The sequence below is a fragment of the Catenulispora subtropica genome (assembly GCF_039531675.1).
GTDB classification, from domain to species: Bacteria; Actinomycetota; Actinomycetes; order Streptomycetales; family Catenulisporaceae; genus Catenulispora; species Catenulispora subtropica.
This window is the reverse complement of record NZ_BAAAQM010000010.1, coordinates 59,698-84,644: the sequence shown is the minus strand read 5'-3', so window position 1 is coordinate 84,644 and position 24,947 is coordinate 59,698. Positions and strand designations below refer to the sequence as shown.

The following is a 24,947-nucleotide window of genomic DNA, read 5'->3' as shown; positions in this document are numbered from 1 at the left end:
CGACGGCGGCGAAGACTCAGTGCTCGCCGGTGAAGATCTCTTTGACCTCGCGCAGCGCGTAGTAGACCAGGACGTAGCCGGCGAGCGGGTCGGCCCACCACCAGCCGACGGCGGCATTGAGGACCAGCCCGAGCAGGACCGCCGCGGCCAGCAGTCCGTCGATGAGGGTGACCCGGCCTTCGGTCTTCAGCACCGGATTGTCCAAGGCGGCGCCGGTGCGGGCCTTGCCGAAGGCGAGAGCGAACATGACGACCGCGGTGACAGCCGTCCAGACGATACCCAGGATCGAGTGATCGGGGTGAAACCGGGCGGCCAGCACCCAGGTGGACTGGATGAGCAGGTAGACGGCCAAGGCGGCGAATCCGGCGCCGATCAAACGCAGCGCCCGTCGCTGCCGGTCCTCGCCAGTTCCGGACAGTTCCCAGATCACTACGGTAGAGGCGCCGATCTCGATCAGGGAGTCCAGGCCGAACCCGGCCAGCGCTACCGATCTCGCGCCGAGTGCCGCCACGGCCAGGATCACGATCCCGACCACGTTCCAAGCCAGCGTGGCGTTCTCCAACGCGAACCCGCGGCGCAGCAGGACGGAGGAGTCGGTATCGGTGGTGGTCACCAGCCGATCATCGCAGTTCCAGGTCACGATGCCGTCACCCCCGCCAGCGAGGGCCCACTGGCCCGGCAGTCAGGATGGCTTCGCCGCGCTGGTCCGCCTCACCGGCCTGCATCGAGTTTCCGGGAAGGGTCCGAACCGCTGACCACCGCCGACGGGCCGGTGAACCCGACGGCGTCTCGCCCTCGGCTGGCGAGACGCCCTCGTTCCAGGAGTCAGCGACGCTCGATCACTGCGGGGCCGCGAAGTCCTCGGTCCACCAGGGACCGTTGGCGCTGAGATTCACGCCGACCCCGGTGTCCTTATAAGAGCAGTCCAGGATGTTGTCCCGGTGGGCAGGGCTTTCCATCCAGCCGGCCATCGCGGTCGCCGGGTCGTGGGGGCTTTCGTAGATGTTCTCGCCCCACGACTTCCAGGAATAGCCGGCCCGGGTCATCCGAGTACCGGGGTCGACGCCCTCGGGCGTGTCGTGTTCGTAGTAGTTGCGGGCTGCCATGTCGTCGGAGTGCGCTTGGGCAGCCGCCTGAAGTTTGGGATCTATGCGCAGCGGGCCGCAGCCGTTCTTGGCGCGTTCGCTGTTCACCATGTCGACGATCTGTCGGGCGAACTGCGCTGCTGTCCCGGTTGCGGTGGGAACCTGCGACGGCGGCGGAGTGCTCGGCTTGGTGCGCGTCGTCGATCCGGTCGGGTGAGAGGCCGATGACGACGAAGTCCTCGACGCGGTGGGGTGCGTTGAAGGGTTGCCCTTCGGCGTACTGGTGACTGGTCCACTCGCGGTTCGCGTCTGAGTCTGTGCGGTGGCTGGCGGAGCAGACTCCGACGGGTCCGAAGTCGACGGTGGCGTCAGTGGCGATATCGGTGAGAGCGTGCTCGACGGTGCGGCGACACTGGTCTCCAACGAGGCCGCCTTCGGATCTTGGCCTGGAGCGATCAGAGTACCGCCCGCAACGGCGACGACCGCCGCGACGGCGGCGCCGGCGCCGATCATCACCATTCGAGTCTGTTTCCCGCTTGTCCGCCGTGACTTGTGATTCATTCCGGTCCGTTCCTGTGTGTCTTGTCCGACACGCAGGAGAGCGGTGTGCAGAGCTCGGATAACGGAAATCCGGTGACTCACTCAGGCTTCGCGACGTCCTGGGTCCACAAGGTGCCCTTCGAGGACGGCACCACACCGACCCCTGTCACCGTGTATTCGCAGTTCATCAGTATGTCCCGGTGGACCTGGTCGCCCATCCAGTCTTTGACGGCTCCGGCGGCGCTGCCCGGACCCCGGTCGAGGGTCTCGCCCCAGGTGCTCCAGGCGTAGCCGGCGTTGGTCATGCGGGTGCCGGGGTCCACACCGCTGGGGGTGTCGTGCTCGTAGTAGTCGTGTGCGGCCATGTCGGCGGAATGTTGCTGCGCCGCGGTGTGGAGCTTGGGGTCGATGCGCAGCGGCCCGCAACCGCGACGCGCGCGCTCGATGTTGACGAGCTGCACGACCTGCTGCTCCAGGCTCAGCACGGGCATGGCCGTGGGCACGCTTCGAGTCGGGGTAGGCGCTGAAGACACTGACCTCGGCGGAGGAACCGTCATCGTCGGCGGTGTCAGCGACGGCTTCGTCGACTCAGCGGCGGCATCGCCGCCACCGCTGAGACCGGCCAGGACGCCGGCCGCGACGACGCCCGCAGCCGCTGTCCCCACGAGCGACTGGACAGCACGTGACCCGCGCAGCCTTCGACCGGCACCCGTGCGCAGACCACGGCGAGGCGAGGTCGCACGCGTTGCGTGCCTGCCGAGGCTGTGCGCGGGCATCGGCTGCGGCCGTGCGGCCATCAGGGACACGCCCACCGGAACCGGCACCGGAACCAGGGCCAGACGGGTCAAAAGCCGCTCAGGCTGGACCAGGCCGTCCCAAAACCGAGCGCAATAGTCGCACTCCCGCATGTGCCGAGCGATCCGCTTGCGCCACAACGGCGAGGGCACGCCATCCCACGTCGCGACAACGGAAGCCAGCTCCAGACAGCGCGGCGACGCCGACAACGCACGCACCACAGCCCTGCCGACGTCCAGCTGCTTCTTCATCCGCTGCACCCGCACAGCAACGTGCTGCGGCGACAGCTCAAGGGCGGCGACCACTTCATCGCGGTTCAGCTCCCCACCGACCTCCATCCACCACAGCGACAGCAGATCGCGATCCTCACGGTCCAGCCACCGGGTCGCCTCGGCGATCTCCCGCCGCTGCCCGGACAGCTGCAGCCGCAAGACCGTCAACTCAGCGAAGTCCGCCCCCGGATCAGCCACCTCACGCGCTTCGTCCAACCCGCTGAACGACATAGTGCGCCGCACCTGCCAGCGGCGCCGTATCTGGTTCATGGCTATGGCCACCAGCCAGGACCGGAACGCACTTGGATCCCGCAGGTCCCCCATCCCGTTCACGGCCCGCAGCATCGTCTCCTGGACGACGTCATCGACGTCCGCGTGCCCGTCCAGCGCCCGCCCGACGATGTTGTAGATCAACGGCAGGTACGCGGCGATCAACGTCTCACGCGCCCGCCCGTCACCCGCTTTCGCCGCGACGACAACCGCCGGACCAGGGTCTTCGTTCATGTGCTTCGGCTCCTACACCGTCGGTCAGCCAGGATTCCCTGCTTCGGAGACCGCGATCAAGCCGGCAGACAACAAAAATTTCGACCCTCAGTCGACGGCAGCGTGGGCAGCGCGGCGAATCACCTCGTGTGGCCTGGCAACCGCCATAGCCCCGAGGCCGACTCCCGACAAATCACTGGGACCGTGCCTCATTCGTTTCCACAAGTGCTCCAGGACGTGGATCAGGTCGCGGACGATCTGGACCTGCACGCCGAGCACCAGGGCCTCGGCCTGGATCTGCGCGATCTGCGGCTCGGCGCCGTCGACCAGCACGACCCCATCGTGCTCGTGGCCGGGATCGCGGTCCTCGGCCTGGTCGAACGCGGCCGACACGACGTCGGCGACGTGTCGGCCACCGACCCGGTGAGCCGCTTGTTGCCGCCTTAGGGCCGCCGACACGCTCCCCGCCGGGATCGGCCGGGGCGTCGGGGTCGGTGAGACCCCGGGTGGCCGGTGACACCGCCGCGTCGCCGACCGCCGCCGCCGCCCCCCTCACTGCTCGGCGACTCCCAGAAACCGCAGAACCGCCAGCACCCGGCGGTGGTCGGCGTCGGCCTTGGGCAGATCGAGCTTCGCGAAGATGTTGTTGATGTGCTTGGAGACGGCGCCGTCACTCACCACCAGCTCGGCGGCGATGCCGGCGTTGGATCGGCCGCCGGCCATCAGCTCCAGCACCACGCGTTCGCGTGGCGTGAGGCGGTCCAGCGGATCGCTGTGCCGCCGCACCAACAGCTGCGCGACGACCTGCGGGTCCAGAGCGGTGCCGCCGGCGGCCACCCGGCGCGCCGCCTCGGCGAACTCCTCGACGTCGGCAACCCGCTGTTTGAGCAGATAGCCGACGCCGGCGGTGTTGGCGGAGAGGAGGTCAGCCGCGTAGCGCTCCTCAACATACTGTGACAGCAGAAGCACCGCGGTCTCCGGATGCTGACTGCGGATCAGCAGGGCGGCGCGCACCCCTTCGTCGCTGAAGCCTGGCGGCATCCGCACGTCCGTGACGGCGATGTCCGGCCGGTGCTCGTCGACCGCCGCCAGCAGCCCGGCCGCGTCGCCGACCTCGGCGCAGACGTCGAAGCCGGCCGCTTCGAGCACTTTGACCACCCCGACCCGCAGCAGAACGGAATCCTCGGCGATCACGGCGCGCACGGCAGCTCCACGGTGATGACGGTCGGGCCCCCGACGGGGCTGTGGCAGGACAGCGTGCCGTCGACGGAGGCGACCCGCTTGGCCAGTCCGGCCAGGCCGGTGCCCTGGGTGGCGGCGCCGAGTTCGGCACCGCCCACTCCGTCGTCCGTGACGACCACCAACAGTGTCCCGCCGATCTGCTCGACAATCACCTCCGCCCTGGTCGCCCGGGCGTGTTTGACCACGTTCGTCAGGGCTTCGGAGACCACGAAGTAGGCGACCGCCTCGATGGTCGGCAGCGGGCGACGCGGCAGGTCCACCGCCACCCGCACCGGGATGGGCAGGCGGGCCGCGATGCCGGACAGCGCGGCGTCCAGGCCCCGGTCTTCCAGGACCGCCGGATGCAGGCCGCGGACCAGGTTGCCCAGCTCGGTGATCGCTTCCTTCGCCTCGCGGTGCGCGTCGTCGATCACCGCGCGGGCCTCGTCCGACAGGTCGCCGAGCGTGGCCTTGGCCAGCCCGAGGTTGACCGCGAGCGCCACCAGGCGCTGCTGCGCGCCGTCGTGCAGGTCGCGTTCGATCCGGCGGCGCTCGGCGTCCGCGGCGTCGATCACGCTCGCCCGGCTGTCCGCCAGATCGGTGACCCGGCGGGCCAGCTGCTCCTCACGGCTCGGTCCCAGCAGCGTCCGGGCGGCGGCGGTGTCGACCCGGGCCAGTGCCTTCGTGAACCAGCCGGTGCCGTAGAGCAGTGCCACGCCCGCGACGGTGACGTAAGCGGCTGTGGTGGTGTAGCCGGGGTTGTCGATCCGCCAGTGCGTCGGCGTCACCCAGATCCAGAGGTAGACGGTCGCCGCCGCGGCACCGGCCACCCAGCAGGCCAGCATCAACGCCCCGCCGAGCACGATCAGCGGACCGGCCAGGAAGTGATAGCGCAGCTGTCGACGACCCGCGGCCGACCGCAGCCACAGCACCATGCCACGGAGCCCCGGCCGTTCCGCCAGCCCCTCGGGCACCGCGATGCCGACACCGGACAGGAGGCGGAAACGCTGCCGCTGCGTCCAGGTCAGCAACGGAGCGGCGGCTACCGCGGCGACCACGGCCACGACCCAGGCCCCCGCCCAGCCCGACACGATCGACCACAGCGAGAACGCCGCGAGCAGGGCCCACAGCAACCCCACCGCCAGCAGACCGCCGAGAAGGACAGCCACGCCCGCGGCGAGGAGCGCCGTGGCCCGTCCCGCTCCCTGGAAAGGCCGCCGCACGTACCGTGCCCACCACGTCCTGATGCTCATAACGCGACGATAAAACCACAGGCCATTCGGGCTCCATCACGCTGCCTGGCGTGTTCGGGGTGAAGTTTTCTCTACCCCCGATTCGGATACGCGCGTGACTGACAGTGCAGTGGCTGCGCAGCAGGCTTGAGACCGTGACCAGGGAGAAGGCAGGGGGCGGACTCAAGGATGACGCAGATGATGGTTTTCACGCGGGACGCGCCGACCGGGAAGCCGCACGGGAGTGCCGAACCGCATGGGTCCGGGCCGCAGGGCACCGACGCGAAGCAGCCGGTCGACTCGGCGGCCACGTCCCGCGGCACACGCCGGATCGGGCGCCTACTCGTCGCCTCCGGCCTCGGACTGCTTCCCTGGATGTACGTCCTGGCCGCGGGTCTGCCGGCGGTCATGACCGCCCCGCGCTGGCCAGCCGCCTGGATCGGCCTGGACGTCCTGGAAGCGGCGGGCCTGATCGCCACCGGCCTGCTCGCCTCGCGCGGCGACCACCGGCACGCCCTCGCAGCGGCGGCCACCGCGGCACTGCTGGTCGTGGACGCCTGGTTCGACACGATGACCGCCACGTCCACCAGCGATCTCGGGGCGGCGATCGCCATGGCACTGTGCCCCGAACTGCCGCTCGCGGCCGTGTGCGGCTGGTTGGCGATTCGTGCTTCGCGGCAGCACATCTGACTAGAGGTCCTTCGACCGGGGTTCAACGGCCACCGCACAACGCCGACGCCCCACGAGAGCGAAGCACTGCCGAGCGTCGCGGGACGGCATGGTGGATCGCCGCCGGGGTGTTGGGTACCGCAGTCGGCCCGATGGCTGGTGGGCTGCTGGGTCCGGTCTAAGACGGAACGCGGCGCGATTACTGAGCTTCAAAGGGTAATGTCGTAGAGGGCTGACAGCGGTCGGTCTTGGCAGTACGTCTGAGGGGTGAGGTATCCACAAGGGGGCGGGCTGACCGCAGAGCGTCAGGTGTTCCGCGAGCAGATCCGGATGGAGGCGGCCGAGCGCTTTGCCGCTGGCGAGGACAGCGCCGCCGTGGCCAAGACGCTGCGAGTGCATGTGCGATCAGTACAGCGCTGGCGAGCGGCCTGGAACACCGGTGGTGAGGCAGCATTGGCGTCCAAGGGGCCGCCGACTCATCCGCAACTTTCCGACGAGCAGTTCGCGGTGTTGGAGGCCGAGCTGGAACGGGGTCCTGTCGCGCACGGCTGGCCGGACCAGAAGTGGACGCTGAACAGGATCAAGACGGTGATCGGGCGGCGGTTCCACAAGTCCTATACCGTCCAAGGCGTGCATTACCTGCTGCGCCGGCACGGCTGGTCGCACCAGGTGCCAGCCCGCCGTGCCATCGAGCGCGACGAGGTCGCGATCACCGGCTGGATCAGGGAGACCTGGCCGAGCGTGGAAACACCCGGGCGGCGCTCGGGGCCTGGCTGGTCTTCGAAGACGAGGCCGGGTTCTCGATGACGCCGCCGACCGCCCGCACCTGGTCCCGCCGCGGCCGCACCCCAGTCATCCGAGTGCGCGGACGCTCGCGTCGCCGCCTGTCGGTGGCCGCGCTGGTCTGCTACAAACCCGGCGAACGCTCCCGACTCATCTACCGCCCAGCACCGGACCGTCGCGCCGACGGCCGCAAAAGCTTCGCCTGGACCGACTACCGCGACCTGATCAGCGCCGCCCATGCCCAGCTCGGCGGTCCGATCGTGCTCGTTTGGGACAACCTGAACACTCACCTGACCGCTGGGATGAAGAAGTACATCGCCACTCACGACTGGCTGACCGTCTACCAGCTGCCCGCCTACGCCCCGCAGCTGAACCCGGTCGAGGGTATCTGGTCCTTGATCCGTCGGAACCTGGCAAACACCGCGTTCGCCGATCCGGAACACCTGATCACCGCTGTCCGCCAGGAACTGCGCGCGATCCAGTACCGTCCCTGGCTCGTCGACAGCGTCCTGGCCGGCACCGGACTGCTACTCAGCGCGGCATGAACACGGCCAGTTCCCGCGCCCGATCCCGCACCCCGGCCTCCCAACTATCGGGGTCGATGGCAGACACGGCGCTGGGGCCAGCTTGGATGTCACGCCGTTCTGTGGTGTCACCAGAGGGCCGGTAGGGTTGCTCCACTACGATCCCGGCCCGGTCGGCCAGGACCAGCACCGTCGCGAGGAAGCCGTCCGATAGCGCAGACATGACCGCATGTTGCGTTCGCCTCCGCCAGGCCAGCAGTGCATAGACGAACGTCTCGAACACCTCGGGACTGATCTGGGCCTCGTCCTCCCGCATGGGACCGATGCCCGAGGGCAGCCCCACTTCCTCCTCGAACAGCGCTGCCTGACGCAGGAACAGCCGCGACGCCCCGTTGGACGGGTTCCAAAGTGGAACCTCGCCCAGCCCGTAGTACTGGCTCACCCCAGCACCTCTCTGCTGGCCGATCGACAACGACGCCGCCATCGTAGGACGCCTGGAATCAATCGACCCGGGCCATCACGTCTCCGGCCCCCGACATCACCCCTTGAAACTCAGTAGGTTGCACGGGAGTCGGACGAGACAATGAATTTCGAGCCCTCACAGACCAGTTCGCCGCCCGACTACTGCGGTCAGCGCCAACTGGGTGAGAGATCCGAGTGAGCGAGATCCATCCCCGGGGGCGTCTGCCAGCCCTACGATCACGCCATCGATCTCGATGTGTCGCCTGTCTGAAGCCGGCATGTCACGCCCCCATGAACCGCTCTTCTGGGGCTCTGAGGCGGCACTGCCAGGCTCGTGCGCACCGTGGGTCCACGGCGATCCCGCGCACCTCCGATCTGATCGCAGGGCTGTCCGCCTCCTGGTCGCGCCTCCCGGTGTCAGCTGGACGACAACTTTTCCGGGCTCCGTCCTCGTATAGCGAGGCGATACCGAGGAGTCAGGGGAGGGAGATCCATGCGCAGACCTGATGACCGCGAGTTCACGCAGCTGGTGGCGGCGAGATCGCTGGCGCTGCGGCGGATGGCGTACCTGATGTGCGGGGACTGGAACCAGGCGGAGGACCTGGTGCAAGTCGCCTTCATCAAGCTGCACACCGCCTGGGGACGGGTCCGGACGGAGCAGGGCGTCGACGCGTACCTGCGCACCACGCTGCTGCGCGTGTGCATCGACGAGAAGCGGCGCGCGCACTGGCGGCGTGAGCAACCGTCGTCGGATGCGATGCCTGACATCGCCGCGGTTCACGACAGCACGGTGGCCGGGATGTCCGACCGCGATGTCGTGGTCGCGGCGTTGCGCCGGCTGCCGCCCGGGCAGCGTGCCGTGCTTGTCCTGCGCTTCTACGACGACCAGGACATCGAGTCCACGGCGCGGCTGCTCGGCATCTCCACGGGCACCGTCAAGAGCCAGACCGCGCGGGGTCTGGCGGCGATGCGCTCGATCCTTCCCGACCCCGCTCGCCCTGCCGGCGAGGAACTCGTCACGACGAAGAGGGAGCAGCCATGACTGAAGACGGCCAGTGGATGCGTGAAGTGTTCGACACCACGCGTGGCGAGGAGGAGCCGGTCTGGTTCCCTGACGCGCAGGCCATGATCGGGGTGGGTGACCGTCGACGCCGCCTGCGGACCGTGGGGGCCGGGAGCGGATCGCTCGCGGTGGTCGCGGCGACGACGATCGCGGTGGGTGTCGCGGCACCGGGCGGCGGTGGACGGTCGACGACCGCGCCTCCCACCGCCCAGCCGACGCGATCGCATGGGACGGTGCTTGATCGAGTCGACTTCATGCCTCTGCAGCGCAAGGACATGAATCTCGGTGGCGGCGCTCAGCCGGAGTCCATCGATGTGCCCGAGGCGGCGGTGTCGGACATGGCGGCGCTGCTGTCGGAGCTGGATCCGACGTCCTCGCATATCGTCCCGACGCCCAACGTGGGGACCCCCGTCAAGGCGGTGCCGTTCGGCGACCCGAACGGCGACAACCTCGCTGGGCTCCAGGTCAACTCCGCCTGGACGCCGACTGGCAAGCCGGCAGCGCAGGGTGATCTGAAGCTCGCGGTCACGCCGAACGGCAACCTGCTCACGCGGTTCCTGGACGGCGACGACGCGAAGTTCCAGCCGGCGATGCCCGGCTGCGGCGCCGCCGACAGCCTGGGAGAGGCCTGGTCGACGCTCAACCCGAGCCCTTCCGCGCCGGGCGGTCGGGATCAGGTGGCATGGAGTGCGTGTGACCACCGCCAGCTCGGGGACGGCTCGACGCTGGCGAGCTCGACGAAGTCGTTCGGCCCGTTCAGGGTCGCCTTCGTGGCACGGCAGTTCCCCGGCGGCGCCGGAACTGTGGAGACACTCTGGCTCAACTACTCGATCAAGCAGGTCACGAACGGTGTGGCACCGAACCCTGACACTGTGCTCACGCCGTCGCCGCTCTCCGTGGAGAAGCTGACTGCCGTGTTGTCCGGGAACGGGATCGTCCCCGGGTTGAAGGCGGCGGCAACCGTCACGGTGCCGTCGACGCTGCTTCAGGCATCGGACTTCGGTACGGGATGGAAGGTCGACTCGACGGGAGCACCCAGCCGGCCCGCCAATTTGGTCACCGACGCCTGTGCGAGCACCCAGTCGGATCTGGTCGGCTCGACCGTGCCGGACTACACGTTCTCCGGCCCGACGCCCAGCGGGTTGAACGTTCGGGCGGACGTCCTCCGGCTGACGGTGAAGCATGGGACCGGCGCCCAGAAACTCACCGGCCTCCGCAAGCAGGCGGAGACCGAATGCGGGACCACGACCGTGACATCACTGCCGAGCGGAATCGGCGACGGCGGGTTCGTGGAGAGCATCCCCGGCTTGCCTTCCCAGCCGTGGAACGTGTTCGTCCGCTTCGGCGACACCGTGATCCAGATAAACATCAACAGCCCAGAGAACTCATCCGCCTTCAAGGCGGCCGATAAGCAGTGGCTCACCGACCTCGCCACGAAGGCCGCGACGCGGTTCACCGCGAAGAGCTGAGTCGACAGCAGGCTCCGGTGGCTCCACCGTCGCCCGGCCAGCTCACCCGCTGGCCGGGCACACGCGATGTGGCGGCCCCTGTCGGCTTTCTTACCGTCACCTGCACGACGGGCGAACCAGTACGCTGCGGCGAATGATCACACGGCGCAGGATAGGCAACATAGACCAGCGGACCCGCAACATGCGGAAGGGCACTGCACCGGGTCGGGCGAAGGTGCCGCGTGAAGCGATAGTCGTGGCGCTGCTCCTGGCATCGGCCGGGTGCTCTTCCTCAGGGTCGACGGCACAGGGCACCGAGCCCACCAACACCACCCCCAGCGCCTCCACCGCCAGCGCGGTTGCTCCCACGACCAGTGCCACAGCAGCGAGCAGCGCCAGCCATCTGTCGCGTCCGGACGACGCCTGCACCATGCTCGCTTCCGATCAGGTTGCGGCCGCCGTGGGCACTCCCGGACCGTATACCGGCGCGCACGAGGATCCCGCGGACGACGGCAGCCCGGTCTGGGGATGCACCTGGGGCACCCACGTCTCCTTCGCCGACATCAGGGAGACCACCGCCGAGCGGTTCGCGAACATCCCCGACCCCGCTGACATCACCACAACACCTGTCAGCGGCATCGGGGACAAAGCCAGGATGGACACGATGACCCCCGACGGCCGGAACCCCGAGCTCTGGTTCACGACCGGCGGCCGCTACTACATCATGGAAGTGGCCGTCAGCCGCAAGGAGCTGGGAGCGGAAAACGCCGCCCGCGAGAAGGATGCCGAACAGACGTTGGCGAAAGCATTGGTCGCAAAGCTGTCGGGCTGAACGACAAGGCGTCTCTGGCCGAGCATCTCACGCTGCGCTGCAGGCCACGTGGTTGGGTGGGCGGTGGGGCATCGCCTGGAGACGACGAGGCCGGGATGCCGCGTCTGCAACGCTCCCGCGCGGCAGCGCATCCAGAAGTCGAAGGTGTCCAGCACTCCCGCCGAGAAGTCAGAGGGATGGATGCACGGTTCGGGCGGCACGCGCGGCCGCCCGAACCTCGACGTCGAGACGGCACAATGCGTTCCATGAGCAACGACGCCGCCGAATCCGGCCCGACCGCCGTTCCTCCCCTGCGACTGGCCGATATCGCATCGCGGGCTCGGGTGTCGGAGGCGACGGTGAGCCGGGTGATCAACGGCAAGGCCGGCGTGTCGGCTGCGACCCGGCATGCGGTGCTCAGCGCACTGGAGGTCATGGGCTACGAGCCGCCACAGCGGCGCAGGCAGCGTGCCGCGCCGCTGATCGGGCTGATCATTCCTGAGCTGGACAACCCGATCTTCCCGGCGATCGCACAGGCCGTGGAACGGGTGCTGAGCAAGCACGGCTATACGCCGCTGCTTTGTACGCAGTACCCCGGCGGCGCCACCGAGGACGATTTGGTCGAGCTGCTGGTCGAACACGGTGTCGCCGGAATCCTGTTCGTCTCCGGGCGGCACGCCGACACCACCGCTTCGCATGAGCGCTATCGGCGTCTGATCGAGCGCCGTATGCCGTTCGTGCTGGTCAACGGTTATGTTGAGGGAATATCAGCACCTTTCATCTCGCCGGACGACGCCCTCGCGGCGCGTCTGGCAGTACACCACCTCGCCGACCTCGGTCACGAGCGGATCGGCTTGGCGGTGGGCCAGGCCCGCTATGTTCCGGCGGTCCGGAAGGTCGAGGGGTTCACCGCGGCGTTGCGGGACCGGCTGGGTACCGCGGATCCTCAGGAATTCGTCGAGCACTCGATGTACGGTTTCGAGGGCGGTCGTGCGGTCGCCGCCAAGCTGCTGGACAAGGGCTGCACCGGGATCGTCTGCGCTTCGGACCTGATGGCGCTGGGTGTGATCGCCGAAGCCAGGGCTCGCGGGCTGTCGGTGCCCGCGGAGGTCTCGGTCGTGGGCTACGACGATTCCCCGCTGATGGCCTACACCGACCCGCCGCTGACGACGATCCGTCAGCCTGTCGCCGCCATGGGCGCGGCCGCGGTGCGAGCCCTGTTGGAGGAGATCGGCGGCGGAACGGCTCCGCACTCGGAGTTCGTCTTCGCCCCGGAGCTGGTGGTGCGCGCCTCGACCGGCGCCGGGCCCCGCCGCAGTCGCCCGGCATGAGGTGAACGGATTCGGACGTTCGTCGAGGTGGCGGCCATGACACAGAGAGCCGGGCGGATCTCTGCGGCGTCTGCCGCGCGGGTCGGCGATGCACTGCTGACCCGCGCGGCTCCGCTATCGCTGATCAGGACTGCACGAACACCGCCACGGTACGCGCCGGGACGGTGAGCGTGCCGGTGGCCGCGTCGAAGGCCGCCTGCTTCACCACCGGGTCGGTGCCTCCGGCTTGGATCGGATGCAGCGCTACTGATGCACCGCGCAGCGCGTCGACCGTCTGCTTCTGTGTCGCAGGTGTGGCGTTGAAGACCACGGTGATCGACTTCCAGTGCGGGTCGTCGCCGGTCAGCCGCATAGTGACGACGCCCGGGGTCTCGTCGGGCCCGGACAGCGGGAACGACAGGCTTCGCTGCACCGCGGCTCCGGTTCCCAGCGAGAACAGTGGCGAGGATGCCGCGATCCGCGTCAGATCCTGATACGCGGACGTGGTCGCCTCGATCGCCTGGCAGCCCGGGCGTAGATCAGCGTCCTGCAGCAGCGGCGTCATGTAGGGCCACTTCGCCTGGTTCGACGCGGCGGGGGGCAGGCCGTGGCCGAAGCCGTTGCCGTCGGCGCAGTTCCAGTGGATGTCGTTGAACCAGTCTCCAGAGTCGTAGGAGTTGCCGTCGAACGACTTCGACCGCAACAGGTCCGATCCGGCCTGGACGAAGCCGGGGCTCTGCGACAGTGCGGTGGTGGCCAAGGCGACGACCTGCATACGGGACCGGTCGGCGGCCGAGGTGGCCTGCGGCAGCTTGTAGGTCAGGGCGTCGTACAGGGTTTCGTTGTCGTGGGCGTCGACATACGAGATCGAGTCCGCCGGGTCGTCGGCGTATCCGGCCGGCGCGCCGTTGTAATCGATCTCTGATCCCTTGACCTGACGCCCGGCCGAATCCGTGAAGGAGAAGTCCTTCAGGTTCCCGGTCAGACCGACCTCGATCAGGTCCTGGTCGTGCAGCAGTGCGGCCTTCTGGTGCTCCGATGTCCCGTTGACGGGGTCGCCGTTCGGGTCGGTGAAGAGCCCCGAGCCGAAGCCCTGGATCCGCGGGTCCGCGTCGAACGGACCGCCGCCGCGCACCGCGTCCCGCAGGCGGTCGTTGAACGTCCCGATGCCGGTGCCCGCCATGTTCGCCTGGGTGGCCTGCACGAAGTAGGCGTCGTTCGCCACCTCGCCGAAGTTCCAGCCCTCTCCGTACAGGTAGATCTTCTTGCCGTCCACGCCGTCCTTCGCCGGGGTCAGCGCGTCCAGCGCCGCCCGGACGTCCAGCATGGTCGCCTTCGGCATGTGGCCCATCAGGTCGAACCGGAAGCCGTCCACCTTGTACTGCCGGGCCCAGGTCACGACCGAGTCCACGACGAGCTTGTTCATCATGGTGTGCTCCGGTGCGGTACCCGGGCAGCATGTCGACGTGGCGATCGAGCCGTCGGCGAGCAGGCGCTGGTAGTACCCGGGGACGATCTGGTCCAGCACCGAGTGCGGGTCCTCCCCCGCCGCCGAGGTGTGGTTGTAGACCACGTCCATGATGACGCCGAGGCCGTCACCGTTGATCGCCTGCACCATCCGCCGGAACTCGCCGATCCGGGCGCTGCCGTCGGGAGCCGTCGAATACGAGCCCTCGGGCGTGGTGTAGTGCCAGGGGTCGTATCCCCAGTTGTACGCGGTCTTTCCCGCGACCTGGGCCAGACACGCCTGCTGCTGGTCGGACGCCGGGCCGGCGGAGGACAGGTCGCACGGCGGGCTCTGCTGCTCCGAGGGCAGCTCGGGCACGGATGAGAAGTCGAACACGGGCAGCAGGTGCACATGCGTGACACCGGATCGGGCCAGATCCCTCAGGTGCTTCGAGCCGTCGGATCCGGTGTCCGTGAACGCCGAGTAGGTTCCCCGGTCCGCCGCCGGAACGGTCGGGTCGTCCGCTGAGAAGTCCCGGACGTGCAGTTCCTGGATCTGCTTGGGGACGGCGGGGGCCGGGTTGGTCACGGTCGACCAGCCCTGCGGCGTGAGCCGGCGGTCGGAGAGGTCGACGATCTGGCTCCGGGTCGAGTCGGCGGACAGCGACAACGAATAGGGATCGGTCACGTGGTTGACCACCACGCGCTGCGCCGAAGGCGCCCACACCGTGACCCGGTACAGGTAGTACTTCCCCTTCCAGTCGTTCGGGACCGGCACCGACCAGACGCCGCCGGCCGCGTCCCGGTGCATCGGCACGATCTGCGGCTTCGTCGTGCTCTTAGCATCGTCGAAGAGCTCCAGGGCAACGTCCTGGGCGGTAGGCGCCCACACCGACAGCCGCGGTCGGCCGTCGTCGAACACCGGGCCGAGCTTCGCCGTCGCCGCCGCGTGCGCGTAGCGGTCGTCGAGCACGCCGGCCAGCTGCACGCCGGTCGCCGCGAGTAGTGCGCCAGCTGCGTTGCGCTGTGTGGCGATCACCTGGCCGCGCAATGCCTCGTCGATGCGGTCCCGGTCACGCGGGTCGACGGAGAAAGCCGAGTAACCCGCCAGGTTCGGATGCGCGGCGAGCTGCGCGGCGGTGAGGCCGCCCGGAACCGGCTGGAGCCGGAGCCAGTGCCCCGGCTGGGACAGGTCGCCGTTCAGGATGCTGATACCGCCGTCGGGTGCATAGACCAGTTCCTGGTGCAGCGACGGGTCCACGGGCTGCTTCCACGCGACCGTGGATGCGTCGATCCACTGGGCCTTCGCCTTGCTCAGATCGGCGTCGAGCGCCGAGCCGGCCGGTTCGGGCAGCAGGTAGCCCCCCTGCCCGGACAGGATCCACGCCTCACGGCCGGAGGCCGCGAAGGTCAACGACTGGTCGTCGGGGAGGTCCTTGGTGTCGCCGTTGTGGAGGATGTAGGAGAGGCTGGTCGCACCCGGTGCCAGGGGCACGGTGAAGACCAGGCCGTAGGAGTCCTGGCTCGTCGGCTGCAGCGGAGAGGTCCACGAGGTCGGGTTCGCCGCCCCGGTCCACACGTGCAGTCCCCAGCCCGCGTAGTTCCCGTCAGCGCGGTGGTAGTGCAGGATCGCGGTGTTCGCCGGGACCGGCGGATAGGGACTCGGCGGCGTGGTCGACACGCTCGGGTCGCCTTGGGTGAGCCATACCTCTCCGGTCTTGGTGAGGTCGATGTGGCGATCGTCGGGGACGTCCTTGACGCCGTTGTTCTCGACGATGAATCCCACGTCCGTCGCACCGGGCTTGAGCTTGACCCAGGCGAAGGCGCCGTAGGCGTCGACACCGGTGAACGGCTGGCCGGCCGGCCAGGTCGTCTGCTGTGACGGGTCGATGTCGCCCCAGGTGTAGAGGTTCCAGCCCTGATAGTCGCCGTCGGGACGCTTGTAGTGGACGACGGCGTAGCTCCGGTTGACCGCCTGCGGCGGCTGCGGTGGCGGCACGGTTCCCACGGTCGTCGTTCCGTAGGCGTGTGCCGTGGCTCCCGCGGAGTCGACGACGACCGCTTTGTAGCGCACGGGAGTCCCGGCCGCGACTTTGGAAAGGTCCTGTGACACGCGGTAGGGGGCGTGGTCGGCGACGCCGATGGTCCGCCAGGGACCGGTGCCGATCTGGGCGGCGAACACGACCTTGTCCAGGCCGGAGCCGGGAACCGTCGCGCCGACGCTGACGAGGCCGGTCGCTCCGGCCGCCGGGGCGTCGACGGTCACCGAGGGCGCGGCGGCCGGGGCCGCGAGCCGCGCTTCGGCCTTGAACACGACGGACGACAACGCCGGCACGTCCACCGTGAGCTTGCCGTCCGGTCCGGTGGCCGGCTTCGGGCCCGCGTTCGGGTAGATCCGGTCGAAGGTCATGCCCGAGGAGTAGGTCGGGATGGACACGGTCTGGTCGGTCGTGGCGTTGTTGACCGCGACGAGGTATTCGATCTGCTGCTTGGCGTCGGTGCGGGAGAACGCGTAGACGCCGGGGCCGTCGGCGGCGTACCGCTCGACCTGTACGCCGTCGCGCAGCGCGGGGTTGTCCTTGGTCAGCCGGGACAGCTGCGCGATGGTCTGGTACAGCGGGTGCGTCGGGTCGAATTCGTCGGTCGCGTCCGTCCGGGTCGTGCCGATCTGCGGGTCCGCTGTGTAGGAGGGGGTCTGCGAGGCGAACATGTCCTGCCGCGCGGCCTTGTCCCCGCCGTTTCCGGTGAAGCCTTGCTCGTCGCCGTAATAGACCACCGGCTGGCCGCGGGTCAGGAACATCAGCTGGTTGGCCAGCACGTCCCGCTGCAACAGCTCGCCCTCGGAGGCTTTGGGGTTGTCCGAGGTGAGGAAGGATCCGATTCGGCCCATATCGTGGTTGCCGAGGAAGGTGGGCAGTTCATACGCGTTCGAGGATGCCGAGTTGTAGTCCGCGTCGGCGGCGAACAGCTGGGAGAGCGTCTGCGCCGAAGCACCCTGCGACACGTATTCGCGGGCCGCGTTCTGGAACGGGAAGTCCAGCGTCGCCTGCAGCTTGCCTTGTGTCACGTAGGACGACGTGGTGGCCGGGGAGGAGTCGTAGACCTCTCCGAAGGAGAAGAAGTCCGGCTTGCCGTGGTCCTTCGCGTACTGGGTGATCTGGGGTATGAACTGCTGCCAGAACGGCATCTCGACGTTCTTCACCGTGTCGATCCGGAAGCCGTCCACGCCGGTCTTGCGGATCCACGTGTCGTAGATGTCCTCCATGCCCTTGACGACCTCTGGGCGTTCGGTGAACAGGTCGTCGAGGCCGTAGAAGTCGCCGTAGGATCCCGATTCCCCGGCGAAGGTCGAGTTGCCCCGGTTGTGGTACATCGTGACGTCGTTGAGCCAGTTCGGCTGCTTGGCGTGCTGCTGCCCGGCGTCCAGCACCGGCGTGTAGGGGAACGACGCGGCGTTGAGCGCGGGGAACGGCTTGGACCCGTCGGCGTACTGGCTGTCGTCGAACGGCGCGCCGGAGGCGTCGAGGTAGGGGTAGGCGGACTTGGAGCGGTAGTCGTAGGTGTTCTCGGCGTCCTGGATCACGTCGGCGGTGTGGTTGGTGATGATGTCGAAGTAGACCTTCATCCCCATCCGGTGCGCGTCCTTGATCAGCGCGTCCAGTTGGGCGTTCGTGCCGAAGTGCGGGTCGACCTGGGTGAAGTCGGTGATCCAGTAGCCGTGGTAGCCGGCCGAGGCGTTGGAGCCGGTGCCCTGGACCGGCTGGTTCTTGAACACCGGCGCCAGCCAGATCGCCGTGGTCCCCAGGCCCTTGATATAGCCGAGGCGGTCGATGACGCCCTGGAGGTCGCCTCCGTGGTAGAAGCCCGGATCAGTGGGGTCGTAGCCGGTGGTCAGCCGTCCGCCGGTGAGCCCTCCGGTGTCGTTCGCCGGGTCACCGTCCGCGAACCGGTCCGGCATCACGAAGTAGAACTGCTCGTGGGTCTGGCCAGGGCGATCACTCACGGCGGCCAGCTGGGCGTCGCCCGGCTCCGGCGGCGGAGCCGAGGCCCGGGCGGGGAGCACGGTGAGCAGTGAGGCGGCCAGGGCCGCGGCCATCGCGGCCGCCGACGCCTTCATGCGTGGTCTCCGACGCAAGGCAGAACCCTCCTCGGTGTAGGGGTGGACGCATGCCGTCGTCAAGCGATGCAGGCGGACGATAGCAAGCACGGGCCACCCCTGGAAAGCCTTTCGCAAACTTGCAGAAACACTCGTCCCACGTCATCGCCTCGCGATGGGGTGCCGGCTTGCAGAAACGGCCCGAAACAAACCTCTGCCATCGCGCTGACCAGCGTTTCGCTCGATGTACTCTTGCAAGTTTCAGAAAGTTCACGAAAACCATTGACTCGCCGTCACGGCCGCGCCACTCTTCCGGTGCACGTCCAGGTCAGCGGCCGCGGCCTCGTCTCGATCGGATCGTCGCCACCGGAAGGCTCCTTTTCATGCGCTCACCTTTCAGCACGCGTATACGTGCCCGATCAGCCGGCGTCGCCGCGGCGGTAGCCGCGGGCTCGCTGGTCGCCGCGGCCCTGACCGTCGCCGGAACGTTCGGCTCGCCGGCCGCCCACGCCGCATCGGGCGGCACCCCGCGGGATGTCGTCGCGAACCTGTTCGAGTGGAACTGGCCCTCGGTCGCCGGGGAATGCACGACCGTGCTCGGGCCCAAGGGCTACGGAGCCGTCCAGGTCGCGCCGCCGCAGGACTCGATCCGCTTGTCCGGGTCGCATCCGTGGTGGGAGGTGTACCAGCCGGTCGGGTACGACCTGAACAGCCGCATGGGCACCGAGGCACAGTTCGGCGCCATGGTGTCGGCCTGCCACGCCGCCGGCGTCCAGGTCTACGCGGACGTCGTCATCAATCACACCGCCGGGGCGAACCAGACGTCGACCGACAGCTACGGCGGCGCCTCGTTCAACCCCGCGACGTACTCCTACCCGTCGATCGGCTACGACACGTCGAACTTCCACTTCGACCCGCCGTGCCCCAACACCGATCTGACCATCAAGGACTGGAACAACGTCACCCAGGTCCAGGAGTGCCAACTGGTCGCCCTCTCGGACCTGTACACCGAGCAGGACACGGTACGCACGAAGATCGCCGGCTATCTCAACAAGCTGGAGGGCTACGGCGTCGACGGCTTCCGAGTGGACGCCGCCAAGCACATCGCGCAGGCCGACATGGCGGCGATCCTCAGCAAGGTGAACAACACCAACGCCGGGGCGCGGCCGTACCTGATGCAGGAGGTCTTCCCGGGCAGCAGCGGCCAGCTCGCACCCGCGGCGTTCGAGGGCAACGGCAACGTCCTGGGCTTCGACTACGCCTACGGCCTGCGCAGCGCGTTCCTCGGCTCCATCACCGGTCTGCAGAGCTTCGGCCAGGGCTTCGAGCCGTCCGGCTCCGACGCCGTCATGGTCTCCAACCACGACCTGGAGCGCAACGGCTCGGCTCTGAGCTACAAGAACGGCGCCACCTACACCCTGGCGACGGAGTTCGAGCTCGCCTACGGCTGGGGCAGCACCCCGCAGGTCTATTCAGGGTTCGACTACAGCAACAACGACCAGTCCCCGCCGGCCGACGGCAACGGCTACGTGACCGACACCGTCTGCGGCACCGGCGTGTGGGAGTGCCTGGACCGGCAGCAGGGCGTGGCCAACATGGTCGGCTTCCACAACGCCACGGCCGGTCAGGCCGTCGCGCACTGGTGGTCGGACAACAACAACGCCATCGCGTTCAGTCGGGGCGGCGCGGGGTGGATCTCGCTCAACAACGAGGACTCGACGGTCAGCGCCACGTACCAGACCGGCCTCCCGGCCGGCACGTACTGCGACGTGATCCACGGCGACTTCGCCAACGGTGCCTGCACCGGCCCGACCGTGGTGGTCGATGCTTCGGGTACCGCGAAAGTGAACACGGCGGCCAAGGACGCGGTCGCCATCGATGTCAACGCGGTCGTGGGGTCCGGCGGAGGACCTTCGTCGTCCAGCTCTCCGCCGACGACGCCGTCCACCACCCCCTCCACCACCCCCTCCACCACGCCCTCCACGGCCCCGAGCGGCCAGGTCTCCGAAACCTTCTCGGTCACCGGAGCCCCCGCCAGCGCCCCGGTGTATCTGGTCGGCTCACTCCCCGCCCTCGGCAGCTGGAACACGGGATCGGCGATCCCGCTGGCCCAGAACCTCAGTACCTGGTCGTCAACGGTGACCCTGCCGGCCGGCACCGCCTTCGAGTACAAGTACATCGCCAAGGACAGCAACGGAAACGTCACCTGGGAACTCGACCCGAACCACAGCGCGACCACCGGATCAACCGGCGCCACCCTGAACGACACGTGGCACGGAGCGACGTCCACCGTCAGCGCCGCCTTCAACGCCACCGCGACCACCTGGTACGGCCAGAACGTCTACCTGGTCGGCTCGATACCGGCCCTGGGCAGCTGGAACGTGGCGAACGCCGTCGCGTTGTCCTCCGCGACCTACCCGGTGTGGCGCGCGACTGTGGCCCTGCCGCCGAACACGACCTTCGCCTACAAGTACATCAAGAAGGACCCCGACGGCTCCATCGAATGGGAGTCCGGCAGCAACCGCTCCTACTCCACCGGAGCCTCCGGATCCGTCACGCTCAACGACACCTGGAACGGCACCGCCTCACCCGCTCCAGTGAAGGTCACCTTCAACGAGAACAAGACCACCGTCATGGGCCAGAACGTCTATGTGGTCGGCGACATCACCGAACTCGGCGGCTGGGACCCGGCCAAGGCCGTGTCGCTGTCCTCGGCCGGCTACCCGGTCTGGTCCGGAACAGTGGCGATCCCCCAGGGCCAGTCGTTCGAGTACAAGTACATCGTCAAAGACTCCGCCGGCAACGTCACCTGGGAGTCCGGCAGCAACCGCACAGGCAACAGCGGCACCGGCGCCACGTTGACCCTGAACGACAGCTGGAAGTGAGGTAGGACGCCCTCGCCCTCACGCCACGCGCAGCAGCTCCGCGACATCATCCAACCGGGTCACGAGCAGGCCCAGCGTCGCACCGAACACGCCGGCGACCAAGGCCAGCGACAGGTGCAGCGGGCCGTTCGCCTGTGAGCCGAGCAGGCCGGCCAGGCAGGCGGCGATGAGGGTGATGTTCCTGGCGACGTGGCGGGGGGCGAGCGGGGTCGTCGAGGCGCCGAAGCAGCGGCAGGACGTGGCGGCGCCTCGGCGGCGCAGCACCGCGGCGATCGCGGCGGTGAACACCGTGAGCAGTCCGGTGGCCAGAACGTACGCGGCGACGGCGGCGATCCGGGACGGGATCAGGGCCAGGACGACGATCGCGGCTTCGGCGGCGACGGCCGAGCGGGCGGCGAGGTCCACGCGGTCGTCTCCGACGACCGCCATCCGCCGGAGGGAGTCCACGAACTCGTCCCAGGCCGTCCGGCCCCAGACCTTACCGGCCGTCGAGAAGACGAAGACCGTGCAGAGCAGGAGCCGTCCTGCGACGTCGACGTAGCGCACGGAGGGCACGCTAGCGACGGCCCGTCCGCGCCGGCAACGGCCGCGTAGCCGGTGCGTAGTCCGCGACTAGCGGCGCTGAGCAGTCTTGAGCCGTCCGATTTCCTACGCCTGAGAGGCGAATTCCATGGGACGCATTGCAGATTGGCTCCTCGCTCGGATCGTTCCGACCACGGAGGCCGCGGCCGGCTGCTCGACCACGCGGGTCTGCCAGGACTGCCCCTACCCGCGCGCCTACCTCGGGCAGCTGAAGACCACGACCTGCTGCCTGAACGAGGGCTGCTCGACCTCCTACTCGAGCTGCGGTTCCTGCTGATCCGTCGCTGAACCGGGCCGGGAGGCCTTCGGGCTTCCCGGCCCGCCGCACCGCCGTCCGTGAACCGGAAACCCTGGAGAAGCGACATGTCCTACCTCGCGGCCGCCGTGGGCCTGCTCACCCTGCTGACACTGTTCAACCTCATCCTGATGCTGGGCGTCATCCGCCGCCTGCGCGAGCACTCCGAGCGGCTCGGGAGCCTGAGCGGCGCCGGCGTGCCGGTCCCCGCGGGCCCGATGATGCCCGTCGGAGAGACCGTCGGCGCCTTCACCACCGCCACCACCGACGGCGAGACCGTCTCCAGCGAGCTGTTCGACGGCGAGACGCTGGTCGGGTTCTTCAGCCCCGGCTGCCAGCCCTGCAAGGTGCAGCTGCCCAGGTTCGCCGCTCACGCCCGGTCCTTCCCCGGCGGCCGCGACCGGGTGCTGGCCGTGGTCGTCGTCGGGGGGCCGGACGAGGACCCCGAGCCCTATGTCAAGGCTCTGGCGGGTGTGGCGCGGGTCGTCGTGGAGCCGCACGGCGGGCCGCTGTACGACGCCTTCGAAGTCACGGGCTTCCCGTCGGTGGCCCTGGTGGACTCGTCGGGAACGGTCCAGGCCACTTCGGCGCGGGTCGGTGACCTCTCCGCGGCGCGACCGCAGGCCGTCGGTGGCTGACCCCGCCGCGGCGCCCGCCCCCAGCCCGTCGGCGGGCGCCGTCGCCGCGACGCTCGCCCGGCTGATCTGGCGATCTGCGCGGGTCCTCGTCGCGGGCCTGTTCCTCATCACCGTCGCCGAGGCCGTGCTGCCGCTGGTCGCGGCCTGGCTGACCAAGCAGCTGATCGACCGGCTGGCCGGACAGGGGCCGGTGCTCGGCATCGCGGTCCCGCTCGCGGCGGCCGGCGTGGCGACGGCGTGTCTGCCGAGGATCGCCCTGTACCTGCACAACGAGGCGACCCGGCGGATCGGGGCGCAGGCGCTGGACGACCTGTTCGCCGCCAGCGGGCGGCAGGTCGGCCTGGCCAGGTTCGAGGACCCGGCGTTCCTGGACCGCCTGCGGCTGGCCCGGGACGGCGGCAACGACGTCGGACGGCTGCTGGACACGGTCTTCGGGCTCGGCCGGGGCGCTCTGACCCTGATCGGCTTCGTCGCCGTGCTGCTGACGATCAGTCCGGTCATGACCGGGCTGCTCCTGGCCGCCGCGGTGCCGATGCTGTGCGCCGAGCTGGCGCTGTCGCGGCGGCGGGCGACGACCCGGATGCGGATCGAGCCGCACCACCGCCGCGAGTTCTTCTTCAGCCAGCTGTTGTCCGGCGTCCAGGCCGCGAAGGAGCTGCGGGTGTTCGGCAGCGGCGACCATCTGCGCTCCCTGATGATGCGGGAGCGGGGCAAGGCCAACGCCGCCCAGCGGCGCGCCGAGCGCCGTGAGGTCTGGGTCCAGTCGGGACTGTCGACCGCGTCGGCGACGCTCGCGGGCGGGGCGCTGGTCTGGGCCGCGGTCTCCGCCCGGGACGGCCGGCTGACCCTGGGAGACGTGTCGATCCTGGTGGCGGCCGTGGCGAGCGTGCAGTCGGCGCTGCAGGGGCTGGTGTCCTCGCTGGCCGGACTGCGGGAGCAGGGGCTGATGGCGGGCGCCTTCGTGGCGGTCATGCGCACCGAGCCGGATCTGCCGGTGGCGGCCGATCCGCGGCCCACGACCACCTTGCGGCGCGGGATCGAGATCCGCGACGTCTGGTTCCGCTACAGCCCGGCCCATCCGTGGGTGTTGCGCGGTGTCGATCTCACGATCCCGGCCGGGACCACCGTCGCCCTGGTCGGTACCAACGGCTCGGGGAAGAGCACGCTGGTGAAACTGCTGTGCCGGTTGTACGACCCGACCGAGGGCGCGATCCTCTGGGACGGGGTGGACCTGCGCGACCTGGACCCGGCCGAGCTGCGGGCCCGGGTCGGCGCGGTCTTCCAGGACTTCATGGCCTACGACCTGAGCGCCTCGGAGAACATCGCCATGGGCGACGTCACCGCCCTCGGCGACGACGGCCGTCTGCACGACGCGGCACGCCGCGCCGGCGTCGACGGCGTGCTCAGGGCTCTGCCACACGGCTACGACACGATGCTGACGAGGATGTTCGTGGGTGAGGACGGCGAGGAGGGCACGGTCCTGTCCGGCGGCCAATGGCAGCGGCTGGCGCTGGCCCGCGGACTGCTGCGCACCGGACGGGACCTGATGATCCTGGACGAGCCCAGCTCGGGTCTGGACCCGGAGGCGGAGCAGGAGATGCACGCGGCCCTGCGGGCGGCCCGGCTCGGACGGGCGAACCTGCTGATCTCGCACCGCCTGTCGGCCGTGCGTGACGCCGACTCGATCGCCGTGCTGGAAGGTGGCCGGATCGTGGAGACCGGGGACCACGCCGGGCTGCTCGCGTCCGACGGGAAGTACGCGGGCCTGTTCCGGTCGCAGGCCGCGGGATACCAGCTCGACGCGGAGCCGGTGTGAGCGCGGGGACGGCGGCTGTGGCCGTGGGGGCCGTCGTGGCCCTGGCGGCGGGACTGGCAACAGCGCTCCTGGTGCGCCGGCGCTACCTGCTGGTGACCGTCACCGGTCGCAGCATGCTGCCCACCTACACGGCCGGCGATCGGCTGCTGGTGCGCCGGGCCGGCGTCGGGGCGCTGCGCGCCGGAGCCGTCGTGGTGTTCCGCAGCCCCGGCGTCCTCGACCCGGAGGCGTTCGAGGGTGTCGACGACGATCCCGCCACCGTGCGCTACGTCCTGCCGGACGACCGGCTGCTCGTCAAGCGGGTCGCCGCGGCGCCGGGCGACCGGCTGCCCGCCGAACTGGCCGCCCTCGGCGACCGGACGGTCCCGCCCGGACGTATCGCAGTTCTCGGTGACAACCCTCTGATCAGCTACGACTCGCGGACCTACGGCTACGTCCCGGATGAGCTGATCGTAGGGCTAGCCGTGCGGCGTTTCGTGTAATACCCTCCG

The 24,947-nt window shown here is 69.2% G+C and carries 20 protein-coding genes; 12 read left to right on the top strand and 8 right to left on the bottom strand.

The window, feature by feature from the left end; all coding sequences use genetic code 11:
- Positions 1–16: 16 nt before the first annotated feature.
- The 3 genes from ABD466_RS11305 to ABD466_RS11295 all read right to left on the bottom strand — a co-directional run bounded on the left by ABD466_RS11305 (position 17) and on the right by ABD466_RS11295 (position 3,127).
- Entirely contained in the window at positions 17–613 is a 597-nt protein-coding gene (locus ABD466_RS11305; protein WP_344656932.1) for a cation diffusion facilitator family transporter, read from the bottom strand.
- A gap of 226 nt (positions 614–839) precedes the next feature.
- Positions 840–1,196 (bottom strand): CAP domain-containing protein, encoded by a 357-nt coding sequence (locus tag ABD466_RS11300; protein WP_344656931.1) that lies wholly within the window; start codon positions 1,194–1,196, stop codon positions 840–842.
- 527 nt (positions 1,197–1,723) lie between these two features.
- Positions 1,724–3,127 (bottom strand): sigma-70 family RNA polymerase sigma factor, encoded by a 1,404-nt coding sequence (locus tag ABD466_RS11295; RefSeq protein WP_344656930.1) that lies wholly within the window; start codon positions 3,125–3,127, stop codon positions 1,724–1,726.
- A 273-nt stretch (positions 3,128–3,400) separates the two neighbouring features.
- Between ABD466_RS11295 and ABD466_RS11290 the strand changes: the two genes are divergently transcribed.
- A complete protein-coding gene (locus ABD466_RS11290; RefSeq protein WP_344656929.1) occupies positions 3,401–3,622 on the top strand; it encodes a hypothetical protein in 222 nt (73 codons plus the stop codon).
- A gap of 105 nt (positions 3,623–3,727) precedes the next feature.
- Here the strand turns inward: ABD466_RS11290 and ABD466_RS11285 are convergent, their stop codons facing one another.
- Both ABD466_RS11285 and ABD466_RS11280 read right to left on the bottom strand, forming a co-directional pair.
- A complete protein-coding gene (locus tag ABD466_RS11285; protein WP_344656928.1) occupies positions 3,728–4,378 on the bottom strand; it encodes a response regulator in 651 nt (216 codons plus the stop codon).
- Complete coding sequence (locus tag ABD466_RS11280) at positions 4,366–5,649, bottom strand: sensor histidine kinase (protein WP_344656927.1); 1,284 nt, start codon at positions 5,647–5,649, stop codon at positions 4,366–4,368. The genes ABD466_RS11285 and ABD466_RS11280 overlap by 13 nt, the downstream gene beginning before the upstream one ends.
- Before the next feature lie 177 nt (positions 5,650–5,826).
- On the opposite strand from ABD466_RS11280, the gene ABD466_RS11275 reads away from it, so the two are divergent.
- Positions 5,827–6,318 (top strand): hypothetical protein, encoded by a 492-nt coding sequence (locus ABD466_RS11275; protein ID WP_344656926.1) that lies wholly within the window; start codon positions 5,827–5,829, stop codon positions 6,316–6,318.
- Between the two features lie 246 nt (positions 6,319–6,564).
- Positions 6,565–7,625 (top strand): IS630 family transposase gene (locus ABD466_RS44425; protein ID WP_425558619.1). Its coding sequence is split into 2 segments (ribosomal slippage): positions 6,565–7,017 and positions 7,020–7,625, totalling 1,059 coding nucleotides; the frame shifts between segments, so codons are not numbered across the junction.
- On the opposite strand, the gene ABD466_RS11260 is transcribed toward ABD466_RS44425, so the two are convergent.
- Positions 7,612–8,046 carry a DUF6086 family protein gene (locus ABD466_RS11260; protein WP_344656923.1) on the bottom strand — a complete coding sequence of 145 codons (435 nt, stop codon included), beginning with the start codon at positions 8,044–8,046 and terminating at the stop codon, positions 7,612–7,614. The genes ABD466_RS44425 and ABD466_RS11260 overlap by 14 nt on opposite strands.
- A 513-nt stretch (positions 8,047–8,559) precedes the next feature.
- Here ABD466_RS11260 and ABD466_RS11255 point away from each other — a divergent pair.
- The 4 genes from ABD466_RS11255 (at position 8,560) to ABD466_RS11240 (ending at position 12,719) form a co-directional block, all read left to right on the top strand.
- The gene (locus ABD466_RS11255) at positions 8,560–9,108 is read left to right on the top strand and encodes a SigE family RNA polymerase sigma factor (RefSeq protein ID WP_344656922.1); all 549 of its coding nucleotides are present in this window, start codon (positions 8,560–8,562) and stop codon (positions 9,106–9,108) included.
- Positions 9,105–10,598: a hypothetical protein gene (locus ABD466_RS11250; protein ID WP_344656921.1), complete on the top strand. Its 1,494-nt coding sequence runs from the start codon at positions 9,105–9,107 to the stop codon at positions 10,596–10,598. Before ABD466_RS11255 ends, ABD466_RS11250 begins: the two co-directional genes overlap by 4 nt.
- 133 nt (positions 10,599–10,731) lie before the next feature.
- A complete protein-coding gene (locus ABD466_RS11245; RefSeq protein ID WP_344656920.1) occupies positions 10,732–11,409 on the top strand; it encodes a hypothetical protein in 678 nt (225 codons plus the stop codon).
- Positions 11,410–11,654: 245 nt separating this feature from the next.
- Positions 11,655–12,719, top strand: coding sequence for a LacI family DNA-binding transcriptional regulator (locus ABD466_RS11240; protein WP_425558618.1), 1,065 nt, complete (start codon positions 11,655–11,657; stop codon positions 12,717–12,719).
- 124 nt (positions 12,720–12,843) lie between these two features.
- Here ABD466_RS11240 and pulA read toward each other — a convergent pair whose 3' ends face one another.
- A complete protein-coding gene (gene pulA / locus ABD466_RS11235; protein WP_344656918.1) occupies positions 12,844–18,261 on the bottom strand; it encodes a pullulanase-type alpha-1,6-glucosidase in 5,418 nt (1,805 codons plus the stop codon).
- A 362-nt stretch (positions 18,262–18,623) separates the two neighbouring features.
- Between pulA and ABD466_RS11230 the strand changes: the two genes are divergently transcribed.
- Complete coding sequence (locus ABD466_RS11230; RefSeq protein ID WP_344656917.1) at positions 18,624–21,125, top strand: carbohydrate-binding module family 20 domain-containing protein; 2,502 nt, start codon at positions 18,624–18,626, stop codon at positions 21,123–21,125.
- A gap of 18 nt (positions 21,126–21,143) precedes the next feature.
- On the opposite strand, the gene ABD466_RS11225 is transcribed toward ABD466_RS11230, so the two are convergent.
- Positions 21,144–21,671: a MauE/DoxX family redox-associated membrane protein gene (locus ABD466_RS11225; RefSeq protein WP_344656916.1), complete on the bottom strand. Its 528-nt coding sequence runs from the start codon at positions 21,669–21,671 to the stop codon at positions 21,144–21,146.
- Between the two features lie 124 nt (positions 21,672–21,795).
- On the opposite strand from ABD466_RS11225, the gene ABD466_RS11220 reads away from it, so the two are divergent.
- The 4 genes from ABD466_RS11220 (at position 21,796) to ABD466_RS11205 (ending at position 24,938) form a co-directional block, all read left to right on the top strand.
- Positions 21,796–21,984, top strand: a complete 189-nt coding sequence (locus tag ABD466_RS11220; RefSeq protein ID WP_344656915.1) for a hypothetical protein — start codon at positions 21,796–21,798, stop codon at positions 21,982–21,984.
- 86 nt (positions 21,985–22,070) lie between these two features.
- Positions 22,071–22,640, top strand: a complete 570-nt coding sequence (locus ABD466_RS11215) for a TlpA family protein disulfide reductase (RefSeq protein WP_344656914.1) — start codon at positions 22,071–22,073, stop codon at positions 22,638–22,640.
- The gene (locus tag ABD466_RS11210) at positions 22,633–24,456 is read left to right on the top strand and encodes an ABC transporter ATP-binding protein (protein WP_344656913.1); all 1,824 of its coding nucleotides are present in this window, start codon (positions 22,633–22,635) and stop codon (positions 24,454–24,456) included. Before ABD466_RS11215 ends, ABD466_RS11210 begins: the two co-directional genes overlap by 8 nt.
- Entirely contained in the window at positions 24,453–24,938 is a 486-nt protein-coding gene (locus ABD466_RS11205) for a S26 family signal peptidase (protein ID WP_344656912.1), read from the top strand. The genes ABD466_RS11210 and ABD466_RS11205 overlap by 4 nt, the downstream gene beginning before the upstream one ends.
- The last annotated feature ends 9 nt before the right edge of the window (positions 24,939–24,947 follow it).